Annotated in this window: 22 protein-coding genes; 14 read left to right on the top strand and 8 right to left on the bottom strand. The window is 60.9% G+C overall.

Translation table 11 applies throughout. The annotated features are described in order from the left end of the window. Nucleotides 1–41 precede the first annotated feature (41 nt). Entirely contained in the window at nt 42–449 is a 408-nt protein-coding gene (locus tag BLW22_RS31440; RefSeq protein WP_027605149.1) for an RNA-binding S4 domain-containing protein, read from the bottom strand. A gap of 116 nt (nt 450–565) precedes the next feature. On the opposite strand from BLW22_RS31440, the gene rimA reads away from it, so the two are divergent. Genes rimA through rimK form a run of 3 tightly spaced genes read left to right on the top strand, consistent with a single transcriptional unit; the run spans nt 566 to nt 2743 of the window. Further along, nucleotides 566–1345, top strand: coding sequence for a S6 modification regulatory phosphodiesterase RimA (gene rimA, locus BLW22_RS31435; protein ID WP_074848395.1), 780 nt, complete (start codon nt 566–568; stop codon nt 1343–1345). 13 nt (nt 1346–1358) lie between these two features. Then, nucleotides 1359–1841, top strand: a complete 483-nt coding sequence (gene rimB, locus BLW22_RS31430) for a retropepsin-like aspartic endopeptidase RimB (protein WP_065899600.1) — start codon at nt 1359–1361, stop codon at nt 1839–1841. Then, nucleotides 1838–2743: a 30S ribosomal protein S6--L-glutamate ligase gene (gene rimK, locus BLW22_RS31425; RefSeq protein WP_003171022.1), complete on the top strand. Its 906-nt coding sequence runs from the start codon at nt 1838–1840 to the stop codon at nt 2741–2743. Before rimB ends, rimK begins: the two co-directional genes overlap by 4 nt. Before the next feature lie 96 nt (nt 2744–2839). On the opposite strand, the gene BLW22_RS31420 is transcribed toward rimK, so the two are convergent. Both BLW22_RS31420 and ompR read right to left on the bottom strand, forming a co-directional pair. Continuing rightward, nucleotides 2840–4153 carry an ATP-binding protein gene (locus BLW22_RS31420; RefSeq protein ID WP_065925816.1) on the bottom strand — a complete coding sequence of 438 codons (1314 nt, stop codon included), beginning with the start codon at nt 4151–4153 and terminating at the stop codon, nt 2840–2842. A gap of 116 nt (nt 4154–4269) precedes the next feature. After that, nucleotides 4270–5010 carry an osmolarity response regulator transcription factor OmpR gene (ompR, locus tag BLW22_RS31415; protein WP_015373500.1) on the bottom strand — a complete coding sequence of 247 codons (741 nt, stop codon included), beginning with the start codon at nt 5008–5010 and terminating at the stop codon, nt 4270–4272. A 356-nt stretch (nt 5011–5366) separates the two neighbouring features. Here ompR and BLW22_RS31410 point away from each other — a divergent pair, with 356 nt between their 5' ends. From BLW22_RS31410 to gshA, 3 genes are all read left to right on the top strand, one after another. After that, the gene (locus tag BLW22_RS31410; protein ID WP_065948518.1) at nt 5367–7703 is read left to right on the top strand and encodes a Tex family protein; all 2337 of its coding nucleotides are present in this window, start codon (nt 5367–5369) and stop codon (nt 7701–7703) included. Then, nucleotides 7703–8086, top strand: coding sequence for a PaaI family thioesterase (locus BLW22_RS31405; protein ID WP_065925818.1), 384 nt, complete (start codon nt 7703–7705; stop codon nt 8084–8086). The genes BLW22_RS31410 and BLW22_RS31405 overlap by 1 nt, the downstream gene beginning before the upstream one ends. A gap of 214 nt (nt 8087–8300) precedes the next feature. Then, nucleotides 8301–9884, top strand: coding sequence for a glutamate--cysteine ligase (gene gshA / locus BLW22_RS31400; protein WP_027605153.1), 1584 nt, complete (start codon nt 8301–8303; stop codon nt 9882–9884). A 72-nt stretch (nt 9885–9956) separates the two neighbouring features. Here gshA and BLW22_RS31395 read toward each other — a convergent pair whose 3' ends face one another. Continuing rightward, nucleotides 9957–11105: an integrase core domain-containing protein gene (locus BLW22_RS31395; protein WP_065924691.1), complete on the bottom strand. Its 1149-nt coding sequence runs from the start codon at nt 11103–11105 to the stop codon at nt 9957–9959. 241 nt (nt 11106–11346) lie between these two features. Here BLW22_RS31395 and tauA point away from each other — a divergent pair, with 241 nt between their 5' ends. Genes tauA through tauD form a run of 4 tightly spaced genes read left to right on the top strand, consistent with a single transcriptional unit; the run spans nt 11347 to nt 14803 of the window. Beyond that, nucleotides 11347–12324, top strand: coding sequence for a taurine ABC transporter substrate-binding protein (tauA, locus tag BLW22_RS31390; protein WP_065925819.1), 978 nt, complete (start codon nt 11347–11349; stop codon nt 12322–12324). An 18-nt stretch (nt 12325–12342) separates the two neighbouring features. After that, entirely contained in the window at nt 12343–13122 is a 780-nt protein-coding gene (tauB, locus tag BLW22_RS31385; protein WP_065948520.1) for a taurine ABC transporter ATP-binding subunit, read from the top strand. Then, nucleotides 13119–13955: a taurine ABC transporter permease TauC gene (tauC, locus tag BLW22_RS31380; protein WP_074848393.1), complete on the top strand. Its 837-nt coding sequence runs from the start codon at nt 13119–13121 to the stop codon at nt 13953–13955. The genes tauB and tauC overlap by 4 nt, the downstream gene beginning before the upstream one ends. An 11-nt stretch (nt 13956–13966) precedes the next feature. Then, the gene (gene tauD / locus BLW22_RS31375; protein ID WP_074848391.1) at nt 13967–14803 is read left to right on the top strand and encodes a taurine dioxygenase; all 837 of its coding nucleotides are present in this window, start codon (nt 13967–13969) and stop codon (nt 14801–14803) included. Nucleotides 14804–14931: 128 nt separating this feature from the next. Here the strand turns inward: tauD and mgrA are convergent, their stop codons facing one another. From mgrA to epsC, 4 genes are all read right to left on the bottom strand, one after another. After that, nucleotides 14932–15969: an L-glyceraldehyde 3-phosphate reductase gene (gene mgrA / locus BLW22_RS31370; protein WP_074848389.1), complete on the bottom strand. Its 1038-nt coding sequence runs from the start codon at nt 15967–15969 to the stop codon at nt 14932–14934. Between the two features lie 108 nt (nt 15970–16077). Then, nucleotides 16078–17427, bottom strand: coding sequence for an OprD family outer membrane porin (locus BLW22_RS31365; RefSeq protein WP_065925822.1), 1350 nt, complete (start codon nt 17425–17427; stop codon nt 16078–16080). A 158-nt stretch (nt 17428–17585) separates the two neighbouring features. Then, entirely contained in the window at nt 17586–19547 is a 1962-nt protein-coding gene (betT, locus tag BLW22_RS31360; protein WP_162844283.1) for a choline transporter BetT, read from the bottom strand. Nucleotides 19548–19950: 403 nt separating this feature from the next. Beyond that, the gene (gene epsC, locus BLW22_RS31355; protein ID WP_027607830.1) at nt 19951–20877 is read right to left on the bottom strand and encodes a serine O-acetyltransferase EpsC; all 927 of its coding nucleotides are present in this window, start codon (nt 20875–20877) and stop codon (nt 19951–19953) included. 166 nt (nt 20878–21043) lie between these two features. Here epsC and BLW22_RS31350 point away from each other — a divergent pair, with 166 nt between their 5' ends. From BLW22_RS31350 to tcyN, 4 genes are all read left to right on the top strand, one after another. Continuing rightward, nucleotides 21044–22039: a D-cysteine desulfhydrase gene (locus tag BLW22_RS31350; RefSeq protein ID WP_065948523.1), complete on the top strand. Its 996-nt coding sequence runs from the start codon at nt 21044–21046 to the stop codon at nt 22037–22039. 384 nt (nt 22040–22423) lie between these two features. Then, on the top strand, nt 22424–23224 hold the full coding sequence (gene tcyJ / locus BLW22_RS31345; protein ID WP_065925824.1) for a cystine ABC transporter substrate-binding protein: 801 nt from the start codon (nt 22424–22426) through the stop codon (nt 23222–23224). After that, nucleotides 23224–23889, top strand: a complete 666-nt coding sequence (gene tcyL / locus BLW22_RS31340; RefSeq protein ID WP_065925825.1) for a cystine ABC transporter permease — start codon at nt 23224–23226, stop codon at nt 23887–23889. Before tcyJ ends, tcyL begins: the two co-directional genes overlap by 1 nt. A 3-nt stretch (nt 23890–23892) precedes the next feature. Beyond that, nucleotides 23893–24639 (top strand): L-cystine ABC transporter ATP-binding protein TcyN, encoded by a 747-nt coding sequence (gene tcyN, locus BLW22_RS31335; RefSeq protein ID WP_027607834.1) that lies wholly within the window; start codon nt 23893–23895, stop codon nt 24637–24639. The last annotated feature ends 32 nt before the right edge of the window (nt 24640–24671 follow it).

Raw genomic sequence — 24671 nt, 5'->3', positions numbered from 1 at the left:
GCTGAAAGCCCCCTCCCTCATTTGAATGGGCCGCTGCGCGATCAGTCATCATTGCCACTGCCGCGAAACTTGAACAGGTCGCGGCGCTGCTTCTTGCTCGGCTTGCCATCGGTGGTCATCCCCGTGGCGCCCGCCTTGCGCAGGGCTGCCGCATTTTCGCGCCTGGCAATGCTGGCTTCGGTTTCGGTGTACAGCGCCTGTGCTTCGGGGGCGCCACGGCGCACGATGGAAAGTGCCTGAACCACGACGGTCTTTTCGTCAAAACCTATCCGAATCTGCAGCTCATCACCGACACGTGGCTCTTTGCCCGGCTTACAGCGCTCGCCTCGATGATGCACCTTGCCGCTCTCAATCGCGGCCTTGGCCAAGGCACGTGTCTTAAAGAAACGCGCCGCCCAAAGCCACTTGTCCAGACGGACCTTTTCTTCCTCTTCCTGCTTTTGAGCCACTTGAATTCCTCGCTCTGACAAATGTCGCAACTGTAACGTTGAAACCCTTCGACGCATAAACCTCAAGGCTCACCTAAGATACGCCAGGTAGCACCCTGTTTTCGCGAGGATACGCCGTGACCGACTTTCCTACTTCACTCACCTCGCCTGAACAGCGTTGCGCAGGCTGCCAGCAAAGCGAACCCTTGGGTTTCGAGTTTGCTTTCGCCTACCAGCCTATCGTTGACCTTCGGGACCATTCGATTTTTGCCCACGAAGCCTTGGTGCGCGGTACACAGGGCGAAGGGGCATTGTCGGTGCTGGACCAGGTCAACGACAGCAACCGCTACCGCTTCGACCAGCGCTGCCGCACCCAGGCGATTGCCGGTGCTGCAGCTTTGGGGATGCAAACCCACCTTTCCATCAACTTCATGCCCAACGCCGTGTACCGTCCGGAGTTGTGCATCCGCAGCACCCTGGAGGCGGCGCGCGCGCACAATTTTCCGCTGGATCAACTGATTTTCGAGACACTGGAAAGCGAGCATGTAGATAACTATCGCCATTTGACGAATATTCTGCGTGAATACCGCGAATTCGGCTTCAAGACCGCTATCGATGATTTCGGCGCGGGCTATTCGGGGCTGAATCTGTTGGCTGATTTCCAACCTGACTTGATCAAACTCGACATGGCGCTGATCCGCGATGTCGACCAGGATCGTGTCCGTCAGGTGATCGTCCAGGGGATTGTCACAATCTGTGAGCAGTTGAACGTTACTGTCATCGCCGAAGGCATCGAAAGTGCCGGCGAACGCGACTTTCTGTCTGACTGTGGAATATTTCTGATGCAAGGCTACTGGTTCGCCAAGCCTGCATTCAAAGCCCTGGCCGAGGTTTCTCCTCAGGCGTGGGCGAATTGACCGGTTACCCATATTGAAGACATTTGACCATTTGACCGTTGTAGGTCTGCGTGAATGGGTGGCACTTCCCGACTTGGGAGTGGCAGGCCTGCGTGCCAAGATCGACACCGGTGCCAGCACCTCCAGCCTGCATGCCACCGACATCGAGCCGTTTGAGCGCGACGGCGAGAAGTGGGTGCGCTTTACCGCGCACCTGGGCAGCGTCGTGCAACTGCGTCACCGCCGCTGCGAAGCGCCCCTGGTGACGATGAAAACCATCAAGAGCTCCAATGGCCATGCGCAGGTGCGCTACGTGATCAGCACCACCCTGGCAATGGGTGATCGGGTATGGCGGGTGGAGTTCACCCTGGCCTGCCGCAAAGCCATGCGTTATCGCCTGTTGCTGGGTTCCAAGGCGCTGATTGACGGCCACCTGGTGGTCAATCCCGGCGTCAAGTACGTTCAAGACAAGCCGGTGTTCCCGGTCTCTACTATTTCTGCCCCAGGTGCTGCATGAAGATTGCTGTGCTGTCGCGAAACCCGCGTCTGTATTCCACCCGCCGCCTGGTCGAGGCCGGCACCGAACGTGGCCACGAAATGGTGGTGATCGACACGTTGCGTGCCTATATGAACATCGCCAGCCACAAGCCGCAGATCCATTACCGCGGTAAACCGCTGGAGGGGTTTGATGCGGTGATCCCGCGGATTGGCGCCTCGGTGACGTTCTATGGCTGCGCCGTGTTGCGCCAATTCGAAATGATGGGGGTTTTCCCCCTCAATGAATCCGTGGCCATTGCACGCTCGCGGGACAAATTACGCTCGTTGCAACTGCTCTCGCGGCGGGGCATCGGCCTGCCGGTCACCGGCTTTGCCCACTCCCCCGACGACATTCCCGACCTGATCGAAATGGTCAACGGCGCGCCGCTGGTGATCAAGGTGCTGGAAGGCACCCAGGGCATCGGTGTGGTGCTGTGTGAAACCGCGACCGCAGCGGAATCCGTGATCGAGGCATTCATGGGCCTCAAGCAGAACATCATGGTCCAGGAGTACATCAAGGAAGCCGGCGGTGCGGATATTCGCTGCTTCGTGGTGGGCGACAAGGTGATCGCAGCCATGAAGCGCCAGGCCAAGCCCGGAGAGTTCCGCTCCAACCTGCACCGTGGCGGCAGCGCCAGCCTGATCAAGATCACCCCGGAAGAACGCATGACCGCGCTGCGGGCGGCCAAGGTCATGGGGTTGGCAGTGGCGGGTGTGGATATCCTGCGCTCCAACCATGGGCCACTGGTAATGGAGGTGAACTCGTCGCCGGGCCTGGAAGGGATAGAGACCACCACTGGGAAGGATGTGGCGGGGATCATCATTCAACATCTGGAGAAGAATGGTGGACCGAATATGACCAGGACCAAGGGCAAGGGTTAGAGACGGGAGCTGTCAGCTTCAAGCTATAAGCTGCAAGAAAGGGCAAAAGCTGTGCGCCTTTCTCTTGCGGCTTCAGCTTGAAACTTGCAGCTGTTTCTATACCGCATCTCTGGGCAGCATCAGCCCAAGCGGCAAGCGTACCCGCGCCTCAAGGCCACCGCCTTCGCGGTTACGCAACTCGACATTGCCGCCGTGCATCGACGCAATCCGCCGCACGATCGCCAGCCCCAAGCCGGTCCCTTTGCCACCCCGGGCACGGTCGCCACGGGTGAAGGGGTTGAAGATACCCTCCAGCTCGTCCGGATCGATGCCCGCCCCCCGGTCCATCACACTCAGCACTACGTACGGCGCAGCACTGTCGCCAGACACATACGCAGCCACTTCAACATCCGAACCGGCGTGGTGCAAAGCGTTGCCGATCAGGTTGTTCAGCAGGCGCTTCATCGACACCCGACGCAACGCAAACGGCTGGATCGGCTCAAGGCGCATGCGCACTTGCTCGCCATTCTGGTTGTAGGGCGCCACAACCTCACGCACCAGGTCCGTGAGATCGACTTCCTCCACCACCTCGTCACGACCATCACGGATAAACGCCAGGAACTGGTCGAGAATCGCGTCCATGTCTTCGATGTCGCGAACCATGTCGTCGGTGAGGTCGCTATGGTTGCCCATCAGCTCCAGGGACAGGCGCAATCGCGTCAAGGGCGTGCGCAAGTCATGGGACACCCCCGCCAGCATCAGCTCGCGCTCCCGCCCGGCCTGTTCGACATCCTCCGCCATCTGGTTGAAGGCGCCATACACCTCGGTCATTTCACTGGGCGTATCGCTGACCGGCAGGCGCACGCTGCGCCCCTGGCCCAATTGGCGGGCGGCAAACACCAGGCGCTTAAGCGGTTGGTTGAGCTGGCGAACGAAAATCCACGCCGACGCGGTGGAAAGCAAGCCGATGGCCAGGAACCAACCCAACACGTTCCAGATCTTCTGCCCCCGCAAAGGGTGCGGATACAGCGGAACCTTGATCCAGGCATCACCAAGGCTCGGCGCCCTTACCCACAGCGCAGGTGAAACATGCATGCGCAAGCGCACCTCGGTGTCCTCGCCCAGTTCGGCCTGCATCTGGCGCTGGTAGATCTCGCTGTAGGGCCAATGCTGCTCACCCTCGGGTACACCAGCCCCGTCAACGCGGGTCAACGTCGAGGCCTTGGCTACCTTTTCGCGGTTCTCAGGGTCTACAGCCCAGTAACCACGCAGTGTCAGGGCGACACCGTGGCTGTACTGCCGGTCCACCAGCACGTCTTCGTTCATCAGCAGATAAACCAGTGTCAGCGCCTTGGAAAACAGCACGACGATCAGCACCAGCCAAAGGGTGCGGGAGAAGAAACTTTGCGGGAACCACAGAGGGGTTTTCATAGAAGACAGCTGGACACCTTGCAGGAACGAGCGGCGCTCGCAGAATTGCAGACGCCGGGCATCCCGTCGACCCTCATGGAGTCAAGCGCCAGGATGCCCGCCCTGCAAATCATCGGTCACTTGGTTGCGGTGCCATCCGGCACAAACACATAGCCCACACCCCAGACAGTCTGGATATACCGAGGTTTGGACGGGTCCGGCTCGATCATCCGGCGCAGACGGGAAATCTGCACGTCGATGGAGCGTTCCAGGGCGTCCCATTCGCGACCGCGTGCCAAGTTCATCAGTTTGTCGCGGGTCAGCGGCTGACGCGCGTTCATCACCAGCGCCTTGAGCACGGCGAATTCACCGGTGGTGAGCATATGCACTTCGTCGCCACGCTTGAGCTCGCGGGTCGCCAGCGACAGCTCGTAGTCGCCAAAGGTGACGCTTTCGTCTTCGCTGCCCGGCGCGCCCGGTACCGGCGGCGCCTGACGACGCAGCACGGCTTTGACCCGCGCCATCAACTCGTCAGGGTTGAAAGGCTTGGCAAGGTAGTCATCGGCGCCCAGCTCGAGACCCTTGATGCGGCTCAGCTCATCGCCCTTGGCGGTCAGCATGATGATTGGAATCTGGTTGTTCGCGCCGCGCAGGCGCTTGCAGGCGGTGAGGCCGTCTTCGCCGGGCAGCATCAGGTCGAGTACGACCAGGTTGAATACTTCACGCCCCAGGAGACGGTCCATCTGCTCGGTGTTCGGCACCGCGCGGGCACGGTAGCCCTTGGAGTTGAAGAAACGCTCCAGCAGGCTGCTCAGCCCCGGATCGTCATCAACGATGAGAATTTTTTCGCCTTCAGCAGTTTGTGCAGTGCTGCTCATTGGATGCTCCTCTTATCTCGGCGCGCATTATGGCGTAGCTGCCGTTATACGCACCGTGTGCATTGTTAGCAGATTTTTCCTCTACTGCCAGCGAACCCTCGCCTTCCAACCACTGGCGCAGTACCCCCCAAGGGCAGAACGCTGGTTATAATGCGGCGCCTTCGTGCAGGGCAACGTCAGATCGTTGCCGTTTACTGCCGGGCTTTTTTTCCCCGCTTGTGGTGATTTTTTCGATTTCGAGGGTCAATAGGCTGCCTCTTGACCCAGGTAGCGGCGCCGGTCGGGCCGCTCAACCAGCCGCGCCAGGCCTTGTTTCCCGGGCCTGCGGGCTGCTTTTCAGAATTTCAGGTGGTTTTATGGACAGCATCAACAGCCGCATCGCCGAAGAACTCGGCGTACGCCCACAACAGGTCGAAGCGGCCGTCGCTCTACTGGATGAAGGCTCCACGGTGCCCTTCATCGCCCGTTACCGGAAAGAAGTGACCGGCAGCCTCGACGACATCCAGCTGCGGCACCTTGAAGAACGCCTGCGCTACCTGCGAGAACTCGACGAACGGCGTATCAGCATCCTCGCCAGCATCGAGGAGCAGGGCAAGCTGACGCCTCAGCTTGAACGCGACATCAAGCTCGCCGACACCAAGACCCGCCTCGAAGACCTTTACCTGCCGTACAAACAGAAGCGCCGCACCAAGGGCCAGATCGCCCTGGAAGCCGGCCTGGGCGAACTGGCCGACGGCCTGTTCAACGACCCCACGCTGACCCCGGACACCGAAGCCGCGCGCTTCGTCAACGCAGAGAAAGGCGTTGCCGACGTCAAGGCCGCCCTCGAAGGCGCCAAGTACATCCTGATGGAACGCTTCGCCGAAGACGCCAACCTGCTGGAAAAACTGCGCAACTACCTGAAACAGGAAGCCACCCTCAGCGCCCGCGTCATCGCCGGCAAAGAGGAAGAAGGCGCCAAGTTCCGCGACTACTTCGAACACGACGAACCGCTGAAAAGCATGCCGTCCCACCGTGCGCTGGCGATTTTCCGTGGCCGCAACGAAGGCATTCTCAGCTCCGCGCTGAAAGTCGGCGACGAACTGCCGGGCACCATGCACCCGTGCGAGGGCATGATCGGCCAACAATTCGGCATCCAGAATCAGAATCGTCCTGCGGACAAGTGGCTCGGTGAAGTCGTGCGCTGGACCTGGAAGGTCAAGCTCTACACCCACCTGGAAACCGACCTGCTCGGCGAGTTGCGCGACGGCGCAGAAACCGAGGCGATCAACGTCTTCGCCCACAACCTGCACGACCTGCTGCTGGCCGCACCGGCCGGCCCGCGCGCCACCCTGGGCCTCGACCCGGGCCTGCGCACCGGCTGCAAGGTCGCCGTGGTCGATGCCACCGGCAAGCTGCTGGACCACGCCACCGTGTACCCACACGTGCCGCACAACAAGTGGGACCAGACCCTCGCCATCCTGGCCGCCCTGTGCGCCAAGCATGCGGTGGACCTGATCGCCATCGGCAACGGCACTGCCAGCCGTGAAACCGACAAGCTGGCCGCCGAACTGATCAAAAAATACCCAGCCATGAAGATGACCAAGGTGATGGTCTCCGAAGCCGGTGCTTCGGTGTACTCGGCGTCGGAACTGGCCTCCAAGGAATTCCCGGACCTCGACGTGTCGATCCGTGGCGCGGTGTCCATCGCCCGTCGCCTGCAGGATCCGCTGGCAGAGCTGGTGAAAATCGATCCTAAATCCATCGGTGTCGGCCAGTACCAGCACGACGTGTCACAGCTGAAACTGGCACGCGGCCTGGATGCGGTGGTGGAAGACTGCGTAAACGCCGTGGGCGTGGACGTGAACACCGCCTCCGTGGCGCTGCTGGCGCGTATCTCCGGCCTCAATGCCACCCTGGCGCAGAACATCGTCACTCACCGCGACGAAAACGGTGCGTTCAAAACCCGTGCCGCGCTGAAAAAAGTCGCCCGCCTGGGTGAAAAAACTTTCGAGCAAGCCGCCGGTTTCCTGCGCGTAATGAACGGCGACAACCCGCTGGATTCGTCCGCCGTTCACCCGGAAGCCTATCCGTTGGTGCAACGTATCGCCGCCGAGACCGACCGCGACATCCGCTCGTTGATCGGCGACGCCGCGTTCCTCAAGCGCCTGGACCCAAAGAAGTACACCGACGAAACCTTCGGCGTGCCGACCATCACCGACATCCTGCAAGAGCTGGAAAAACCTGGCCGCGACCCGCGTCCCGAGTTCAAGACCGCCGAGTTCCAGGACGGCGTCGAAGACCTCAAGGACCTGCAACTGGGCATGATCCTCGAAGGCGTGGTCACCAACGTGACCAACTTCGGCGCGTTTGTGGACATCGGCGTGCATCAGGACGGTTTGGTGCACATCTCTGCGCTTTCGGAGAAGTTCATCAAGGATCCGCGCGAAGCCGTGAAGGCCGGTGATGTGGTCAAGGTCAAGGTCATGGAAGTCGACATCCCGCGCAAACGCGTTGGCCTGTCGATGCGCATGAGCGATACCCCAGGGGAAAAAATCGACGGCGCCCGTGGTGCACGTCCGGGCTCGGCACCGCGCCAGTCGCAGAACCGCTCCGAAAACAGTCAACCGCGCAAGGAAACCGCCACCGCAGCGCCAAGCAACAACGCCATGGCCTCGCTGTTCGCCAACGCCAAGCAGTTGAAGAAACGCTGATGGAAATCCCCGCCGGTTTGACCCAGAGCGCGTTCAGCGAACTGATCGGCTGCCGCCTGCAACGCCTCGAAGAAGGCGTTGCCGAAGTGGCCCTGACCCTGGAGCCGCACCTGCGCAACCGCGCGGGCAAGCTCCATGGCGGGGCGATTTTCAGCCTGGTGGACATCACCATGGGGCTGGCCTGCTCCAGCGCCCATGGGTTTGACCAGCAGAGCGCGACCATCGAATGCAAGATCAACTACATCCGCGCCGTGGAAGACGGTGACGTGCTGTGTACCAGCCGCGTGATTCACGCCGGTCGGCGCACGCTGGTGGTCGAAGCCGATGTGTATCAGGACGAAAGACTTGTCGCAAAAGCACAGGGCACGTTCGCTGTCCTATAGCTCCCCGCCCCCGATTTGAGTTAATTTCGGCGCTGCGATAACAGCGTCGGAATTTTCTTGCTGCGCTATAGCCCAATTCATGGAGTGAAGTAGGCTTTTTTAACGCGGGTCAAATCGACTCAAAACCAGGCGATCACGCCAGTTTTAACTTCACCCTTGTAGACCGTCCTGCCCACCCCCATATTGGGGCGACTGACGCGTGAAGGAATCCAACTTGAGCGAACTTCTCAACCGCCGCCTGGCCCTGCTCGGCAAGCGCGAACACCTCTCCCTGCTAGAGCAGTGCTTGCACGGCATCGAGCGTGAATGCCTACGTGTCACCGGTGAGGGTCGCCTGGCACAAACGCCGCACCCCGAAGCCCTGGGCGCCGCGTTGACCCATGAACAGATCACCACCGACTACTCGGAATCGCTGCTGGAGTTCATTACCCCGGCCCTGCCCAACCCGGCCGACACCCTGAGCAGCCTGGACAAGATCCATCGTTTTGCCTACACCAAGCTCGGCAGTGAATACCTGTGGAGCCCCTCGATGCCGTGCCCGTTGCCGGCCGAGGAAGACATTCCGATTGCCTACTACGGCACCTCCAATATCGGACAGCTCAAGTACGTGTACCGCAAGGGCCTGGCCCTGCGTTACGGCAAGACCATGCAGTGCATCGCCGGCATCCACTACAACTTTTCCCTGCCAGAACAGCTATGGCCGCTGCTCAAGGAGACTGAAGGCTTTGTCGGCACCGACCGCGACTATCAGTCCACGGCCTATATCGCGCTGATCCGCAACTTCCGCCGCTACAGCTGGCTGCTGATGTACCTGTTCGGCGCCTCGCCGGCCCTGGACGCGGGTTTCCTGCGCGGTCGCTCGCACCAATTGGAAGTGCTCGACGCCGACACCCTGTACCTGCCGTACGCCACCAGCCTGCGCATGAGCGACCTGGGTTACCAGAGCAACGCCCAGGCCGGCCTGACGCCGTGCTACAACGACCTGGCCAGCTACACCGACAGCCTGCGCGAAGCGGTGGCAACGCCCTACGCGCCCTATGTCGAAGTCGGCACCCACAAGGACGGTGAGTGGGTACAGCTCAACACCAACATCCTGCAGATCGAAAACGAGTACTACTCCAACATCCGCCCCAAGCGCGTGACCTACACCGGCGAGCGGCCGATCCAGGCGCTGATGGCCCGTGGCATCCAGTACATCGAAGTGCGCTGCCTGGACATCAACCCGTTCCTGCCGATGGGCATCGACCTGCCGGAGTCGCGTTTCCTCGATGCATTCCTGCTGTACTGCGCGCTGAACGACAGCCCGCTGTTCGCCGACAACGAGTGCGGCAACGCCACGTCCAACTTCCTCAGCGTGGTCAAGGAAGGCCGGCGCCCGGGCCTGCAATTGCAGCGCAAGGGCCAGGCCGTGGACATGAAGGAATGGGCCACCGAGCTTCTGGAGAAGATTGCCCCGCTGGCTGCGCTGCTGGATGAAAGCCACGGCATCACCGAACACAGCCAGGCACTGGACGCCCAACTGGCCAAGGTCAAGGACCCGTCCCTGACCCCTTCGGCGCAGGTACTGGCGGCGATGGCCGAGCGCAAAGAGAGTTTCGCGCAGTTCTCCCTGCATCAGAGCGAGGTGCACGCCGAGTACTTCCGCCGCGAGCCGTTGCCCGCAGAAGAGCAGGCACGCTTTGAAGAGCTGGCGCGCACGTCGCTGGCGCAGCAAGCGGAACTGGAGCAGAACGAAGTGGGCGATTTTGATGTGTTTGTCGGCTCGTACCAGGCGAGCATTCTGGCGATCAGTAACTAAGACCGAACTCGGTCCATGGTAGGAGGGTGTAGAACCGTAGACATCGTTTACATCTGAAACCGGGGACATCGTTTACACATTTGAGGCCTGGACGCGGGTCATACCTCGTCCAAGCCTCCCCAAGGGATAATCACACAGGTACAAATCCCAAGCTTCATCTTCAGCTTCTTTGAGCCCTATCCTTTCCCCGGACAGCGCCTCGCTGATAAATACCAACTTGCCGTTCCACTTGATCGATCCGTCCTGCCTGACGCTTCGAACTTTCATTTCTGCCGGATATTCCACATCGGGCAAGCATCCTGGATAAATTCGGGTGGACGGCACATACAAGTCTCCTGGACGTTTCATGCCGAGCGCTTCGTGAGGGCGTACGTAATTAAACTCATGCCTGAAATGCTCCAGCAAAAGCTGCTGCTCGACTAAGTTTTTCCCTAAGGGCAACTCAAGTTTCAAGCTACGGTGCATTCGTTCATGGCGACCATTCTGGGCGGGTCTTCCCGGCATGGTTCGCTCGGGATAAATACCCAGCCGAATCCACCAAACTGCCAGTGTGGATATTCTTGCCAGGCCAGGAGAGGCGAACGGTACCCCGTTGTCCGAACGGATAACTTCCGGCATGCCGTACTCCTGAAAAAGCCTCTCAAAGGCCTGTTTTACAGGCTGGGTCATGATCTTGGGATGGGCCCTGCACGCTAAAATCAGCCGCGACGCATGGTCTGTGACGGTCAAAGGGAAGCACATCTGAGCATTAAGCATCTTGAACTGCCCTTTGTAGTCAGCACACCACGTCTTGTTAGGTTCGTCGGCCTTTCGCATTTGTGCGTGGGAAATGCTGTGTCGGCGTTTGAAGCGCCGCTTTTTGACGAGCCCAAGTCGGTCAAGCCATTGACCGGCCGTACTTGGAGAGGGCCAGGTGACGGAGGGATCTTCCAGCCGTAATAGCTCGAGAAGCTTTTTCGGCCCCCATTTATCGTGAGCCTCCTTCATCGCGACTACACGGGCCAAAATCTCGTCGTCGGTTTTATTTGGGCTGTTGTGAGGTCGCCGGGACAGTTCGGATAAAGACCTCAAATCGCCGTCGTGCCGGGCAATCCACTTATCGACGGTAGGTCGGCTAACGTCAAAGCGGCGTGCCAACTGGCTTTTGGTGAAGTTGCCAGAAAGCCAATCAGCTACCAGCTTGATTCTTTGATTCATGGGGGACTCTTGGTTCCAGGGCATGATCAGTTACCTCCTGATCATGCGTATTAGCCTGTAAACCATGTCCCCGGTTAGAAATGTAAACGATGTCCCCGGTTTGTACCGGGGCAAGCCCCCTCCCACATTTGCCCTCATCAAGCTCAAGATTCGCTTCAACCTTTCGCCCATAAGCTAATTCGAAAATGTTATTTATTTTCGGATTCTTAGATCATTTAGTCTCCTCACACGCCGACCCTCGGCCGCCTGATTGAGGAGCTTCCCCTTGAAACTGTTAACCCCTCTGCGCCTCATGGCCGCGTTGTCCCTGGCCGGTGCCAGCCTGTTTGCCCAGGCGGCGGATGTAACCATCGCTTACCAGACCACCGTAGACCCGGCCAAAGTTGCCCAGGCCGACGGTGCGTACGAAAAAGCCACTAACGCCAAGATCGACTGGCGCAAATTCGACAATGGTGCCGACATCATCGCCGCCATCGCCTCCGGCGACGTGCAGATCGGCTACCTCGGTTCCAGCCCACTGACCGCTGCGATCACCCGCAAGGTGCCGGTGGAAACTTTCCTGGTTGCCACCCAGATCGGCGGTGCCGAAGCCCTGGTGGCGCGCAACGGTTCCGGGATCAACGGCCCCCAGGACCTGATCGGCAAGAAAATCGCCGTGCCCTTCGTGTCCACCGGCCACTACAGCCTGCTGGCCGCGCTGAAGCACTGGAACATCGACCCGTCGAAAGTGACCATCCTCAACCTCGCACCGCCGGCGATCATCGCGGCCTGGAAGCGCGGTGACATCGACGCTACCTACGTATGGGACCCGGCCCTGGGCGTGGCCAAGGAAAACGGCAAGGTGCTGATCACCTCCGGCGAGCTGGCCAAGTTCGGCGCGCCGACCTTCGATGCCTGGATCGTGCGCAAGGACTTCGCGCAGAAGCACCCGGAAATCGTCACCGCCTTCGCCAAAGTCACCCTGGATGCCTACGCCGCCTACCGCAAAGACCCACAAGCCTGGCTCGCCGACACAGGCAACGTCGACAAACTGGTGAAACTCTCCGGCGCCAAGGCCAGCGACATCCCGCTGCTGCTGCAAGGCAACGTCTACCCGCTGGCCGCTGACCAGGTGACCCTGCTGGGCGCACCAACCACCAAGGCCGTGACCGATACCGCTGCGTTCCTCAAGGAGCAAGGCAAGGTCGACGCCGTGCTGCCGGACTACGCCCCTTACGTCAGCGCCAAGTTCATCACTAACTGATTCAAGGAGTTCATCGCGATGGCCTTGCTACAACTGGAGCGCATCAGCGCACAGTACCCAGGCGCCACAGAACCGGTACTGTCTGACATTTCACTCGACCTGGGGCCCCAGCAATTGCTGGTGGCCCTCGGCCCGTCCGGCAGTGGCAAGACTTCGCTGTTGAACCTGATTGCCGGCTTTGTCGAGCCTTCTGCCGGGCGCATCACCCTCGATGGCGTACCGGTCAAAGGCCCCAGCGCCGAACGCGGCGTGGTGTTCCAGGACGACGCGCTGTTGCCCTGGCAGGACGTGCTGGCCAACGTCGGTTTCGGCCTGGAACTGGCCGGCGTGCCCAAGGCGCAGCGCGAAGTGCGCGCCCGGGAAATGCTCGCGCTGGTGGACCTCGCCGGCTTCGACAATCGCCGCATCTGGCAACTCTCCGGCGGCCAGAAGCAACGCGTCGGCCTGGCCCGCGCCCTGGCCGCCGACCCGCGCGTGCTGCTGATGGACGAACCCTTCGGCGCCCTCGATGCCTTCACCCGTGAGCAGATGCAGGAACTGTTGCTGCAAGTCTGGCGGCGCACGGCCAAGCCGGTGTTCCTGATTACCCATGACATCGAAGAAGCGGTGTTCCTCGCCACCGACCTGATCCTGCTGGCGCCCAACCCGGGCCAGATCGTCGAACGCCTGCACCTGGACTTCGGCCAGCGCTACGCGGCCGGTGAGTCGGCGCGGGCGATCAAGTCCGACCCGCGCTTTATCGAAACCCGCGAACACGTGCTGGGCAAAGTGTTCTCGCAACGGCAGGTGTCCGCATGAGCAGCTACGAACTCCCCGCCACCGCTGCCAAGCCGGTGGCGCACGCGGTCATTCCTGTGCGTCGCAGCCTGAGTACACGCTGGATCAGCCTGTTGACCCTGGTCGCCTTGCTGGCCCTCTGGTGGGCCGTCACCGCCACCGGCCTGATCGAACCGTTGTTCCTGCCACCGCCCTCGGCCGTGCTGCAAAAAAGCTGGCTGCTGGCGACTACGGGCTATATGGATTCCACCTTGTGGCAGCACCTGGGCGCGAGCCTCAGCCGGATCGGCCTGGGCCTGGGCTTCGCGGTGCTGACCGCCGTGCCGGTAGGCATTGCCATCGGCGCCAACCGCATCGCCCGCGGCATTCTCGACCCGCTGATCGAGTTTTACCGGCCGATTCCGCCCCTGGCTTACCTGCCATTGATCGTGATCTGGTGCGGTATCGGCGAGCTGTCCAAGGTGCTGCTGATTTACCTGGCGATCTTTGCGCCCATCGCCATCGCCACCGCGACCGGCGTACGCACCGTCGACCCGGCCAAGCTGCGGGCGGCGCAGTCGCTGGGCGCCACCCGTGCGCAGCTGATTCGCCATGTGATCCTGCCGAGCGCCCTGCCCGACATCCTCACCGGGGTGCGTATCGGCCTGGGTGTGGGCTGGTCGACCCTGGTCGCCGCCGAACTGATCGCCGCCACCAGCGGCCTGGGTTTCATGGTGCAATCGGCGGCGCAGTTCCTGGTGACCGATGTAGTGGTGCTGGGGATCCTGGTGATCGCCCTGATCGCCTTCGCCATGGAAATGGGCCTGCGCGCCCTGCAGCGTAAGTTAGTGCCTTGGCATGGCCAGGCACATTGAGTGAGAACAGCATGAGCAGCCTGACCGTTACCCCCTTGAGCACCGCCCTGGGCGCCCAGATCAGTGGCGTCGATATTACCCGGCCGCTGAGCACCGAACATCGCGATGCCATCGAACAGGCGTTGCTCAGCCATTCGGTGCTGTTCTTCCGTGGCCAGCCGATCACCCCGCCGCAACAGGCGCGTTTCGCGGCGAACTTCGGCGACCTGCACATCCACCCGATCTACCCCAACGTGCCGGAACAGCCCGAAGTGCTGATCCTCGACACCGCCGTCACCGACGTGCGCGATAACGCCGTATGGCACACCGATGTGACCTTCCTGCCCACCCCGGCCCTCGGCGCGGTACTCAGCGCCAAGCTGTTGCCAGCGTTTGGTGGCGATACGCTGTGGGCCAGTGGCATCGCGGCGTATGAGGCATTGTCCGAGCCGTTGAAGCGGTTGCTCAATGGGCTGACGGCTACCCACGACTTCACCAAATCCTTTCCGCTGGAACGCTTTGGCAACACCACCGAAGACCTGGCGCGCTGGGAAGAAACCCGCAGGAAAAACCCACCTCTGTCACACCCGGTCGTGCGCACGCATCCGGTGAGCGGGCGTAAGTCGCTGTTTGTCAGTGATGGGTTTACCACCAGGATCAATGAACTGGAACCGGCGGAAAGCGAGGCGATTCTCAAGCTGCTGTTCGCCCACGCGACACGCCCGGAATTCACCCTCCGCTGGCGCTGGCAGGAGAACGACGTGGCCTTCTGGGATAACCGCGTGACCCAACATTACGCGGTGGATGACTACCGGCCGCAACGGCGGGTGATGCATCGGGCGACGATTCTTGGGGATGTGCCGTTCTAAACCACACTGCAAATCAAATGTGGGAGGGGTTCTACACCCCGATAGCTCTGGGTCAGTCAACTAATCAAGTGACTGACACACCGCCATCGGGGTGTAGCCCCCTCCCACATTGACCCGGTGCTGTCAGGTTATTCCGCGCTGGACGGCTTTTCCCACAGGTTAATCCCACCTTCCTGCGCAAACCGATCGATCTCCGCCAGTTCCTCCGCACTGAAGCTCAAGTTCTTCAACGCGCCGACGTTCTCGATGATCTGCTCCGGCCGGCTCGCGCCAATCAACGCGCTGGTCACCCGTGGGTCGCGCAACGTCCAGGCCAGCGCCAATTGCGCCAGGCTCTGGCCACGGCGCTGGGCGATTTCGTTCAACGCACGCACGTGGGCGATGTTGGCTTCGGACAGGTGCTTGGCCTGCAACGAACCACCACCCGGGCGGTTGACCCGTGCGTCGGCCGGCACGCCGTTGAGGTACTTGTCGGTGAGCAAGCCCTGGGCCAGCGGCGTGAAGGCAATCACTCCGGCGCCGAGTTCTTCGGTGGTGTCCAGCAGGTCTTTTTCCACCCAGCGGTTGAGCAGGTTGTAGGCCGGTTGGTGGATCAGCAGCGGCACCTTCCACTCGTTGAGCAGCGCGGCGATTTCGCGGGTTTTCACCCCGGAGTAAGACGAGATACCGATGTACAACGCCTTGCCCTGTTGCACGGCGGTGGCGAGGGCGCTGGCGGTTTCTTCCAGGGGCGTATCGGCATCAAAACGGTGGGAGTAGAAAATGTCCACGTAGTCGACGCCCAGGCGTTGCAGGCTCTGGTCCAGGCTGGCCAGCACGTATTTGCGTGAGCCGCCGCCCTGGCCGTAAGGGCCCGGCCACATGTCCCAGCCAGCCTTGCTGGAGATGATCAATTCGTCGCGGTAGTGCTTGAAGTCTTCGCGCAGCAAACGACCGAAGTTGATCTCGGCGCTGCCGTAGGGTGGGCCGTAATTGTTGGCCAGATCGAAGTGGTTGATGCCCAGGTCGAACGCGGTGCGCAGCAGGGCGCGCTGGGTGTCGATCGGGGTGCTGTCGCCAAAGTTGTGCCACAGCCCCAGGGACAGTGCCGGCAGCACCAGTCCACTGCGGCCTACGCGGCGATACGGGATAGATTCATAGCGGTTTTCGGCAGCAATGTAAGTCATCGAATCCTCTCTTGGACGTAGGCAAATAAGGCCTGGGAATAACGATATTCCCAGGCCTTTTAACCAGCTGAATCGCTTAAGTCTGCCCTTCCGTTTTACAGCAATTTCCTACCAGAGTGGAACGACATAGCTGACATAGAAGCGGTTTTCATCCTGCACGGTGGCACCGGTAATGTCCGGACTGGCGTGGGCGTTTTTCCACGTGACGCCAAGGCCTTTGAGGGTACCGGTCGGCACTTGATACGCCACCGCCACGTTTCGCTCCCATTCGCTGGTGGTGCCCTGGGCGGTGCGGATGTCATCGCCGTGGGCGTAGGCGGCGGAGAAGGTCAGGCCGTTGAGGCCGAGTTTGCCGAAGTCATATTTGTACTGCGCCAGCCAGGTGCGTTCGCCGGCATGCTGGAATTTGTTCAACTGCATGTTGGTCAGCGCCGGGGTGTCGGCACCCGAGCCTGGGCCTTGGCGCGCGTCACCGCTGTTAAGGCCGGAGTCGAGGTACGGGAAGTCGCTGTCGCCGCTGTTTTTCTGGATGCCCAGGCCGACGGTATGGCCGTCCAGGCTGTAGCTTTCCAGCAGGCTGACGGTGGACTGGTTGATGCGGCCCTTGTTCACGCCGTCGCCATACAGGCCCGCTGCGGCAAAGTCCTTGTCGCCGTCGGCGTTGCCGCCCACACCCAGGCTGCGGAACACGCGCACGTCGGTATCGATCGCACCGACCGACAAGGCGTCATGGCGCTTGGCACCGAGGAAAAACTGCTGGTAGTAGTCCTCAAGGTTGGAGTACCACAGGCTGACAGTGGTGTTCTGTATCCCGGTGTAATCCGCACCGCCGAACAGGAAGCGGTCGCTCTCTTTGGTCCCGCCGGCGGTGATCATGCCCTGGTCGCCGGTTTCGTTGCGGATCTTGGTCTTGAAGATATCGCCGCCGGTGAAGGTGAAGTCGCTGAGGTCCTTGGACACCAGTTGCACACCGGTATTGGTCTGCTGGTACAGGCGCCCGTCGGTGTTGGCGAGTATCGGGTTGTTGCCGTAGAGCGTGCCGACGCGCAATTCATCCTTGGCGAAACGCATCTTGAACGTCGGGCTCAACACGCCGAACTGGTCGGCGGACTTGCCATTGTCCAGTGGGAACATGCTGCCGGGGTAGCGGCCCTGGTGATCCTTGTCGTTGAGGTCGCCGCCGGAGTCCAGTTTCAGGCCGTAGAACGCCTGTAGATCGAGGCCGAAGCCCACAGGCCCCTCGGTGTAGCCGGACTTGAAGTTGAACTCGAAACCCTGGCCCCAATCCCGAATGCTATGGGCCTTGGCATTGCTGCCCACCACGTCCCGTCCCTGCTGGTTGAGATAGCGGTTGAGCAGGGTCACGTCGGCGTGGCTGTCATCGATAAAATCGGCGTGGGCGGACAGCATAAAGCTCGCCATGGCGGCTCCCACCACAGGGCTTAAAAACGTCTTCATGGGTACCGGTCTCCGTCACTGTTCTGAAATGAAAGCGTCAAACGCTTCACACAATTACGCAGTGGCCAGATGACAGTTACGCGTCAAAACAGCGTCTTGACGGATGAAATTAAGTTTAAGAAAGCCCCGTAGAACGGGGCTTTGCGGGGAGTTTAACGTCAGCGCACCAAGTGCAGGAACTGCAGGTGGCGCTCGTACTGGTCGAGGATGTCGTTGATGATCTGCTCCTTGGTGTAGCCCACCAGGTCGTAGTCCTGACTGCCCTCGCTCAGGTGCACTTCCGCGCGGTAGTAGCGGCGATTGTTGAGCTGCTTGGAACCCATGCCGCCGCGTGCAAATGAGGGCGTGAAATAGCCGCGCATCTGCACCTGGTACACGAACGGATGCTCTTCGCCGTGACCGATTTCCAGGCTGACGCTGTCGTTGGACGGGTCGGGTTGGGTGACGACGTTGAGGCCTTTTTCGACAAACACCGCCGTCACTTCTTCGATCGCCGGACGCACCGTGGTCTCAAGGAACCGGTACACCTCGTCCCGCGAGGGGAAATGCACGGCCTGGCTCAAACGTTGGCGCCAACCGCCGGTGCCCTTGCGGGAGCCCGACACCGGCGCCAGCGAATGCAACTGCGCAATCTGCTTTTGCGACTCGAGGTAGAAGGCCTTGTGCAGCCCCCACATCATCAGCAACAGGATCAGCGAGAACGGCAGCGAGGTCAGCACCACCGCCGATTTCAGCGAATCGATGCTGCCGGCAAACAGCAAGGCACTGGTGACCAGCGCGGTCATCGCACCCCAGAACACCCGCAGCCATTTCGGCCCATCTTCATCGGCGTTGCCGCCTTTGGACGAGAGGGTGGACAGCACTACGGTGCCCGAGTCAGCGGAAGTTACGAAGAATACGAAGCTGATGAACACCGTGACCGCGATCACCGTCTTGCTCCACGGGTAGGTTTCCAGCAGCAGGTAGAGGCTCATCGACGGATCATCGATGGCCGACTGGCCGAGTGCAGTCATGCCGTGGTTGAGCACCTGGTCGATGGCGCTGTTGCCGAAAATCGACATCCACGCCAGGGTGAAACCCAGCGGGATCAGCAGCACACCGAACACGAATTCGCGGATGGTCCGGCCACGGGAAATGCGCGCGATAAACAGGCCTACGAATGGCGACCATGCAATCCACCAGGCCCAGTAGAACACCGTCCAGCCGCCCAGCCAGTCGCTCGGTTTGTCGTAGGCGTACACATCGAAACTCTTGGTCGGCAATGCGCCCAGGTAGTCACCAATGTTCTGGATCAGGGTATTGAGCAAGTGCTGGGTCGGCCCGGCGAACAACACGAACAGCAGCAGCGCGCAGGCCAGCAGCATGTTGATATCGGACATCACCCGCACGCCCTTGTCGACGCCGGCCACGGCGACCAGGATCGCCGCGCCCATCATCAGGGTGATCAAGCCGACCTGGATCCACTGGGTGTGGGCAACGCCGAACAGGTAGTCGAGGCCGGAATTGAGGTGCAGCACGCCAAAGCCCATGTCGGCACCCAGGCCGAACACCGTGGCAATGATGCCGAAGCCATCCACCGCATAGCCGATAGGGCCATTGATGCGCTTGCCGATCAGCGGGTACAGCGCCGAGCGCAACGCCAGCGGCAGGTTATGCCGGTAGGCGAAATACGCCAGCGCCATGCCGACAAATGCAAACACGCCCCAGCCGTGCAGGCCCCAGTGCAGGAACAGCACCTGCATGGCCTGGCGCGCGGCGTCGGCATTCATGGCCTCGCCCTGGGGCGGTTGCACCAGGTGCGTCAGCGGCTCGGACACGCAGAAGAAGAACAACGTGATGCTGATCCCGGCGGCGAACAGCATGCCGGCCCAGGACAGGTAACTGAATTCGGGCTCGTCGTGGTCGGCACCGAGTTTTATCTTGCCGTAGCCCGATAGCGCGGTGACCACCACGAAGACCAGATACAGGGTCATCGCCAGCATGTAGTACCAGCCGACCGTGTTGGCCGCCCAGTTTTGCGCCGCCAGCAACCAGGCCCCGGCCTGTTGCGGGATAGCGATGACAGTGATGCCGAACAGCAAGATGAAGGTGGCGGCAAAGTAGAAGACCGGCGCATTCATGCGCACCAGGCCGCTGGATGGGGTGGACGATGCACTCATGAACGATGCACCCCGAGGGTGAGGGATGTGGCTGTATAAAACGGACTCAGCAAAGGTAAGCCTCCTGTTGTGAGCGGGCAGCGAACCACCGGGTTTAACTTGAACGAACGTTCAAGTTAAACATAGGTAGGCGGTCTGGGACTAATCGCAGGGCTGAGTGGTAGATAATTCCTACACTGGCTCAAGGATTGGTATGACGGGTGGAAGAGGTAAATCGTTCAGTGATTGCGGGGTAAATCTGGAATGAGGCTAACAATGTGGGAGGGGGCTTGCTCCCGATGGCGGTGTGTCAGTCGATGGATGTACCAACTGACACTCCGCTATCGGGAGCAAGCCCCCTCCCACAGGGGATCTGCGTAGGGTTCTACTTCTGCGCACCGTCGTCATGCTGCAGATTCGCCTGCGTAATATTCGCCCCCGCCGGCACACTGCGGGTCAGCCACACATTGCCGCCAATGGTCGACCCCTTGCCGATGGTGATGCGTCCGAGGATCGTCGCCCCGGCATAGATCACCACGTCGTCCTCGACAATCGGGTGGCGCGCATGGCCCTTCTGCAGTTGCCCATCTTCATCCGCCGGGAAGCGCTTGGCCCCCAAGGTGACGGCCTGATAGATGCGCACCCGCTCGCCGATGATCGCGGTTTCACCGATCACCACGCCCGTGCCGTGGTCGATGAAGAAGCTCGGGCCGATCTGCGCGCCGGGGTGGATATCGATGCCGGTGGCCGAGTGGGCGATTTCCGCGCTGATCCGTGCCAGCAGCGGCAAGCCGGCGCGGTACAGGTGGTGGGCCAGGCGATGGTGAATCACCGCGAGGATCCCCGGGTAGCACAACAGCACTTCATCCACGCTGCGCGCGGCCGGGTCGCCGTGGTAGGCGGCGAGTACGTCGGTGTCCAACAGGCTGCGCAGGGACGGCAAGGCCAGGGCGAAATCCTGGATCAGCCGGATGGCATGGGCGTCGATCTGGCTGTCATCCTCGCCGCCCTGGCGCGCGGCATAACGCAACTCCAGGCGCGCCTGGGCCAGTAAGGCATTCAGGGCGACGTCGAGGGTATGGCCGACGTAGAAATCTTCACTTTCTTCACGCAAGTCCGCCGGCCCCAGGCGCATCGGAAACAGCGCACCGCAGAGGGACTCGAGAATCTGGGCAACGGCTTCACGGGACGGCAATTCGCGACCGCCATGCTCGCCGCTCAAGCGGCCATTGCGTGTTCGCCACTGGTCACGGGCGCTGCGCAGTTGGCTGACGATGGTCTGTAACTGCCAATGGCTGGAACGCTCACTCACGGTATTCACTCCTGACGTAATGGCCATCACTTTACGGTATCCACCCTGGCCGCCCTTAAGAACCAATGGTGTGATGCTAAGAACCATCAGGCATAAGCGATTGACGGTTGCCCGATGAAAAGTGCCTGCCTATAGTCGCTCCATCCTTTAGCCACCGTGCGTAGCCATGATCAAGCAACAGCTCGACCGTTTTAACCGCCTGGAACTGCTCGGCGGCGCCACCGCCCTGGAAAAACTCGAACGGCTGTCGACCTGGTTGGGACGCGACATCTACGTCAAGCGCGACGACACCACGCCGCTGGCCATGGGTGGCAACAAGCTGCGCAAACTCGAATACCTGGCAGCCGATGCCATCGCCCAGGGCGCCGACACCCTGGTGACCGCCGGCGCGATCCAGTCCAACCACGTACGCCAGACCGCCGCCCTCGCCGCCAGGCTCGGCCTGGGCTGCGTCGCCCTGCTGGAAAACCCCACCGGCACCGAAGACCCCAACTACCTGGGCAACGGCAACCGCCTGCTGCTGGAGTTGTTCGACGCCAAGGTAGAGTTGGTGGAAAACCTCGACAACGTCGACGACCAACTCAACGCCCTTGCCGATCGCCTGCGCAGCAACGGCAAGAAGCCGTACCTGGTGCCTATCGGCGGTTCCAATGCCCTCGGCGCCCTCGGTTACGTGCGCGCCGGCCTGGAGCTGGCCGCACAGATCGAAGACAGCGGTATCGAATTCGCCGCCGTGGTGCTGGCCTCCGGCAGTGCCGGCACCCACAGCGGCCTGGCCTTGGCATTAAGCGAAGTACTGCCGCAGTTGCCCGTGATCGGCATCACCGTATCGCGCACCGAAGAAGCGCAGTTCCCGAAAGTCCAGGGCCTGGCCGAACGCACGGCCGAGTTGCTCGGTGTGGACATCCCTGACGCGTTCAAGGTGATCCTGTGGGACGAGTATTTCGGCCCCCGTTATGGCGAACCCAACGCCGGCACCCTTTCGGCGGTCAAGCTATTGGCAAGCCAGGAAGGCCTGCTGCTGGACCCGGTCTACACTGGCAAGGCCATGGCCGGCTTGCTGGACGGTATCGGGCGTCAGCGTTTTGAAGACGGGCCGATTATTTTCCTGCATACCGGCGGGGCACCGGCGTTGTTTGCCTATGACTCGGTTTTCAACTGAATAAATGCGGGCCAAATGTGGGAGGGGGCAAGCCCTAATGCCAGTCAGTTAAGGCTTTTTGTAGGAGCGAGCTTGCTCGCGAAAAACTCACAGGCGCCGCGTTCATTCAGGAAGCACGCGTTATCGTTGACGTTTTTCGCGAGCAAGCTCGCTCCTACAGGAGGCGATGTACGCTTAACTGACTGGCATTAGGGCTTGCCCCCTCCCACATTAGACTCAACACATATTCAAAAATAGAATATCAATTGAGTTTAATATTATTTTCAAGTCTTAAAACCCGGCTTTATCATCGCGCCGCAGGCGAAGACGCGCTACGCGCTTTAAGGCAGGATACGACTACCGCGTCACCTGCTTCGCTCAACATAAAAAACACAGGGGCTCTTCATGACTATTTCTGTATTGCGTCGCACGTTGCTGGTTGGCACTTTGGGTCTGGCTCTCGGCGCCGGTTGGCTGGGCCAGGCGGTTGCCGGCGAGCAACTGGGCAACATCAAAAAGGCCGGAGAGATCAAAATCGGCCTGGAAGGCACCTACCCGCCGTTCAGCTTCCAGGATGAGAAAGGCAAACTGGCGGGCTTCGAAGTCGAGCTGTCCGAAGCGCTGGCCAAAGAACTGGGTGTGAAGGTCAAGCTGCAGGCCACCAAATGGGACGGCATTCTGGCGGCATTGGAATCCAAGCGTCTGGATGCAGTGATCAACCAGGTGACCATCTCCGACGAGCGCAAGAAAAAATACGACTTCTCCGAGCCCTACACCGTTTCCGGGATTCAAGCGCTGGTCCTGAAAAAGAACGAAGACAAGCTCAACATCAAATCAGCCGCCGACCTGGCCGGTAAAAAGGTGGGTGTCGGCCTGGGCACCAACTACGAGGAGTGGGTAAAAGCCAATGTGCCTACCGCTGATATCCGTACCTACGAAGATGATCCTACCAAGTTCCAGGACCTGCGCATCGGCCGCATCGACGCCATCCTGATCGACCGCCTGGCGGCCCTGGAATATGCCAAGAAAGCCCCGGACACCGTCGCTGCCGGTGCTGCCTTCTCCCGTCAGGAAGCCGGTATTGCCCTACGCAAAGGCGAACCTGAACTGCTTGAGGCGGTGAACAAGGCCCTCGACAAATTGCGCGCTGACGGCACCTTGAAGAAGCTGTCGGATAAGTACTTCAACGCTGACGTTACCCAATAATGGAAGCAAAGCTCCAACTCGTCCTGGATTCCACGCCCTTCTTGCTGCAGGGCGTGTACTTCACCGTCATCCTGAGCCTGGGCGGAATGTTTTTCGGCTTTCTGCTGGGCTTCGGCCTGGCACTGATGCGCCTCTCGCGCATCAGGCTGGTGAGCTGGATCGCCCGCGTCTACGTGTCGTTCTTTCGCGGCACGCCGTTGCTGGTACAGCTGTTCGTGATGTATTACGGCCTGCCGCAAGTGGGCATCGAGCTGGACCCGATTCCCGCCGCCCTGATCGGCCTCTCGCTGAACATGGCCGCATATATCTGTGAAACCCTGCGTGCCGCCATCAGCTCCATCGAGCGCGGCCAGTGGGAAGCCGCTGCCAGTATCGGCATGACCCGTGTGCAGACCCTGCGCCGGGCGATCCTGCCGCAGGCGATGCGTACGGCACTGCCACCACTGGGCAACAGCTTTACCTCACTGGTGAAGGACACCTCGCTGGCCGCAACCATTCAAGTGCCGGAGCTGTTGCGCCAGGCACAACTGGTGTCTGCGCGGACCTTCGAAATGTTTGCCATGTACCTGTCGGCCGCCCTGATCTATTGGGTACTCATCAGTATCCTGGCGCATTTCCAAAACCGCCTGGAAGACCGGGTCAACCGGCATGACCTGGAGTCTTGAAGCATGATCGTGGTTGAAAAACTGACCAAACAGTTCAACGGCCAGGTTGTGCTCAACGGCATCGACCTGGAGGTCAAGGAAGGCGAAGTCGTCGCCATCATCGGCCCCAGCGGTTCCGGCAAGACCACCTTCCTGCGCTGCCTGAATTTCCTCGAAGAACCCACCAGCGGCCGGATCAAGGTGGGCGACATCCAGATCGACGGCAGCAAACCGCTCAACCAGCAACAAGGCCTGGTGCGGCGCCTGCGCCAGCACGTGGGTTTTGTGTTCCAGAACTTCAACCTGTTCCCCCACCGCACAGCGCTCGAAAACGTCATCGAAGGGCCGACCGTGGTCAAGAAGATGCCCCGTGAAGCCGCTGTTGCCCTTGGGCGCAAGCTGCTGGCCAGGGTTGGCCTGGCGGGCAAGGAAGACGCCTACCCACGGCGCCTGTCCGGCGGCCAGCAACAGCGCGTGGCGATTGCCCGCGCGCTGGCCATGGAGCCGGAGGTGATCCTGTTCGACGAACCCACCTCGGCGCTGGACCCGGAGCTGGTGGGCGAAGTGCTGGCGACCATCCGCAGCCTCGCCGAAGAAAACCGCACCATGGTCATCGTCACCCACGAAATGAGCTTTGCCCGCGATGTGGCCAACCGGGTGATCTTCTTCGACAAGGGCGTGATCGTGGAGCAAGGCGAAGCCAAGGCGTTGTTCGCCAACCCCAAGGAAGAACGCACCCGGCAGTTCCTGAGCAAGTTCCTCGCCCACTGATGTGCCGAGGGAGCTTGCTCCCTCATCACACA

Source organism: Pseudomonas marginalis, from assembly GCF_900105325.1.
Classification (GTDB): Bacteria; Pseudomonadota; Gammaproteobacteria; order Pseudomonadales; family Pseudomonadaceae; genus Aquipseudomonas; species Aquipseudomonas marginalis.
This window is presented reverse-complemented; position numbering and strand designations above follow the sequence as displayed.

What these genes read in the sequence shown, in the direction of transcription:
- tauD (WP_074848391.1), top strand. Translation starts at nt 13,967, where the DNA reads ATGAGCAGCCTGACCGTTACCCCCTTGAGCACCGCCCTGGGCGCCCAG.
- tcyL (WP_065925825.1), top strand. Translation starts at nt 23,224, where the DNA reads ATGGAAGCAAAGCTCCAACTCGTCCTGGATTCCACGCCCTTCTTGCTG.
- tauB (WP_065948520.1), top strand. Translation starts at nt 12,343, where the DNA reads ATGGCCTTGCTACAACTGGAGCGCATCAGCGCACAGTACCCAGGCGCC.
- rimK (WP_003171022.1), top strand. Translation starts at nt 1,838, where the DNA reads ATGAAGATTGCTGTGCTGTCGCGAAACCCGCGTCTGTATTCCACCCGC.
- BLW22_RS31420 (WP_065925816.1), bottom strand. Translation starts at nt 4,153, where the DNA reads ATGAAAACCCCTCTGTGGTTCCCGCAAAGTTTCTTCTCCCGCACCCTT.
- BLW22_RS31365 (WP_065925822.1), bottom strand. Translation starts at nt 17,427, where the DNA reads ATGAAGACGTTTTTAAGCCCTGTGGTGGGAGCCGCCATGGCGAGCTTT.
- ompR (WP_015373500.1), bottom strand. Translation starts at nt 5,010, where the DNA reads ATGAGCAGCACTGCACAAACTGCTGAAGGCGAAAAAATTCTCATCGTT.
- betT (WP_162844283.1), bottom strand. Translation starts at nt 19,547, where the DNA reads ATGAATGCGCCGGTCTTCTACTTTGCCGCCACCTTCATCTTGCTGTTC.
- BLW22_RS31410 (WP_065948518.1), top strand. Translation starts at nt 5,367, where the DNA reads ATGGACAGCATCAACAGCCGCATCGCCGAAGAACTCGGCGTACGCCCA.
- tcyJ (WP_065925824.1), top strand. Translation starts at nt 22,424, where the DNA reads ATGACTATTTCTGTATTGCGTCGCACGTTGCTGGTTGGCACTTTGGGT.
- BLW22_RS31395 (WP_065924691.1), bottom strand. Translation starts at nt 11,105, where the DNA reads ATGCCCTGGAACCAAGAGTCCCCCATGAATCAAAGAATCAAGCTGGTA.
- BLW22_RS31350 (WP_065948523.1), top strand. Translation starts at nt 21,044, where the DNA reads ATGATCAAGCAACAGCTCGACCGTTTTAACCGCCTGGAACTGCTCGGC.
- mgrA (WP_074848389.1), bottom strand. Translation starts at nt 15,969, where the DNA reads ATGACTTACATTGCTGCCGAAAACCGCTATGAATCTATCCCGTATCGC.
- tauC (WP_074848393.1), top strand. Translation starts at nt 13,119, where the DNA reads ATGAGCAGCTACGAACTCCCCGCCACCGCTGCCAAGCCGGTGGCGCAC.
- BLW22_RS31405 (WP_065925818.1), top strand. Translation starts at nt 7,703, where the DNA reads ATGGAAATCCCCGCCGGTTTGACCCAGAGCGCGTTCAGCGAACTGATC.
- tcyN (WP_027607834.1), top strand. Translation starts at nt 23,893, where the DNA reads ATGATCGTGGTTGAAAAACTGACCAAACAGTTCAACGGCCAGGTTGTG.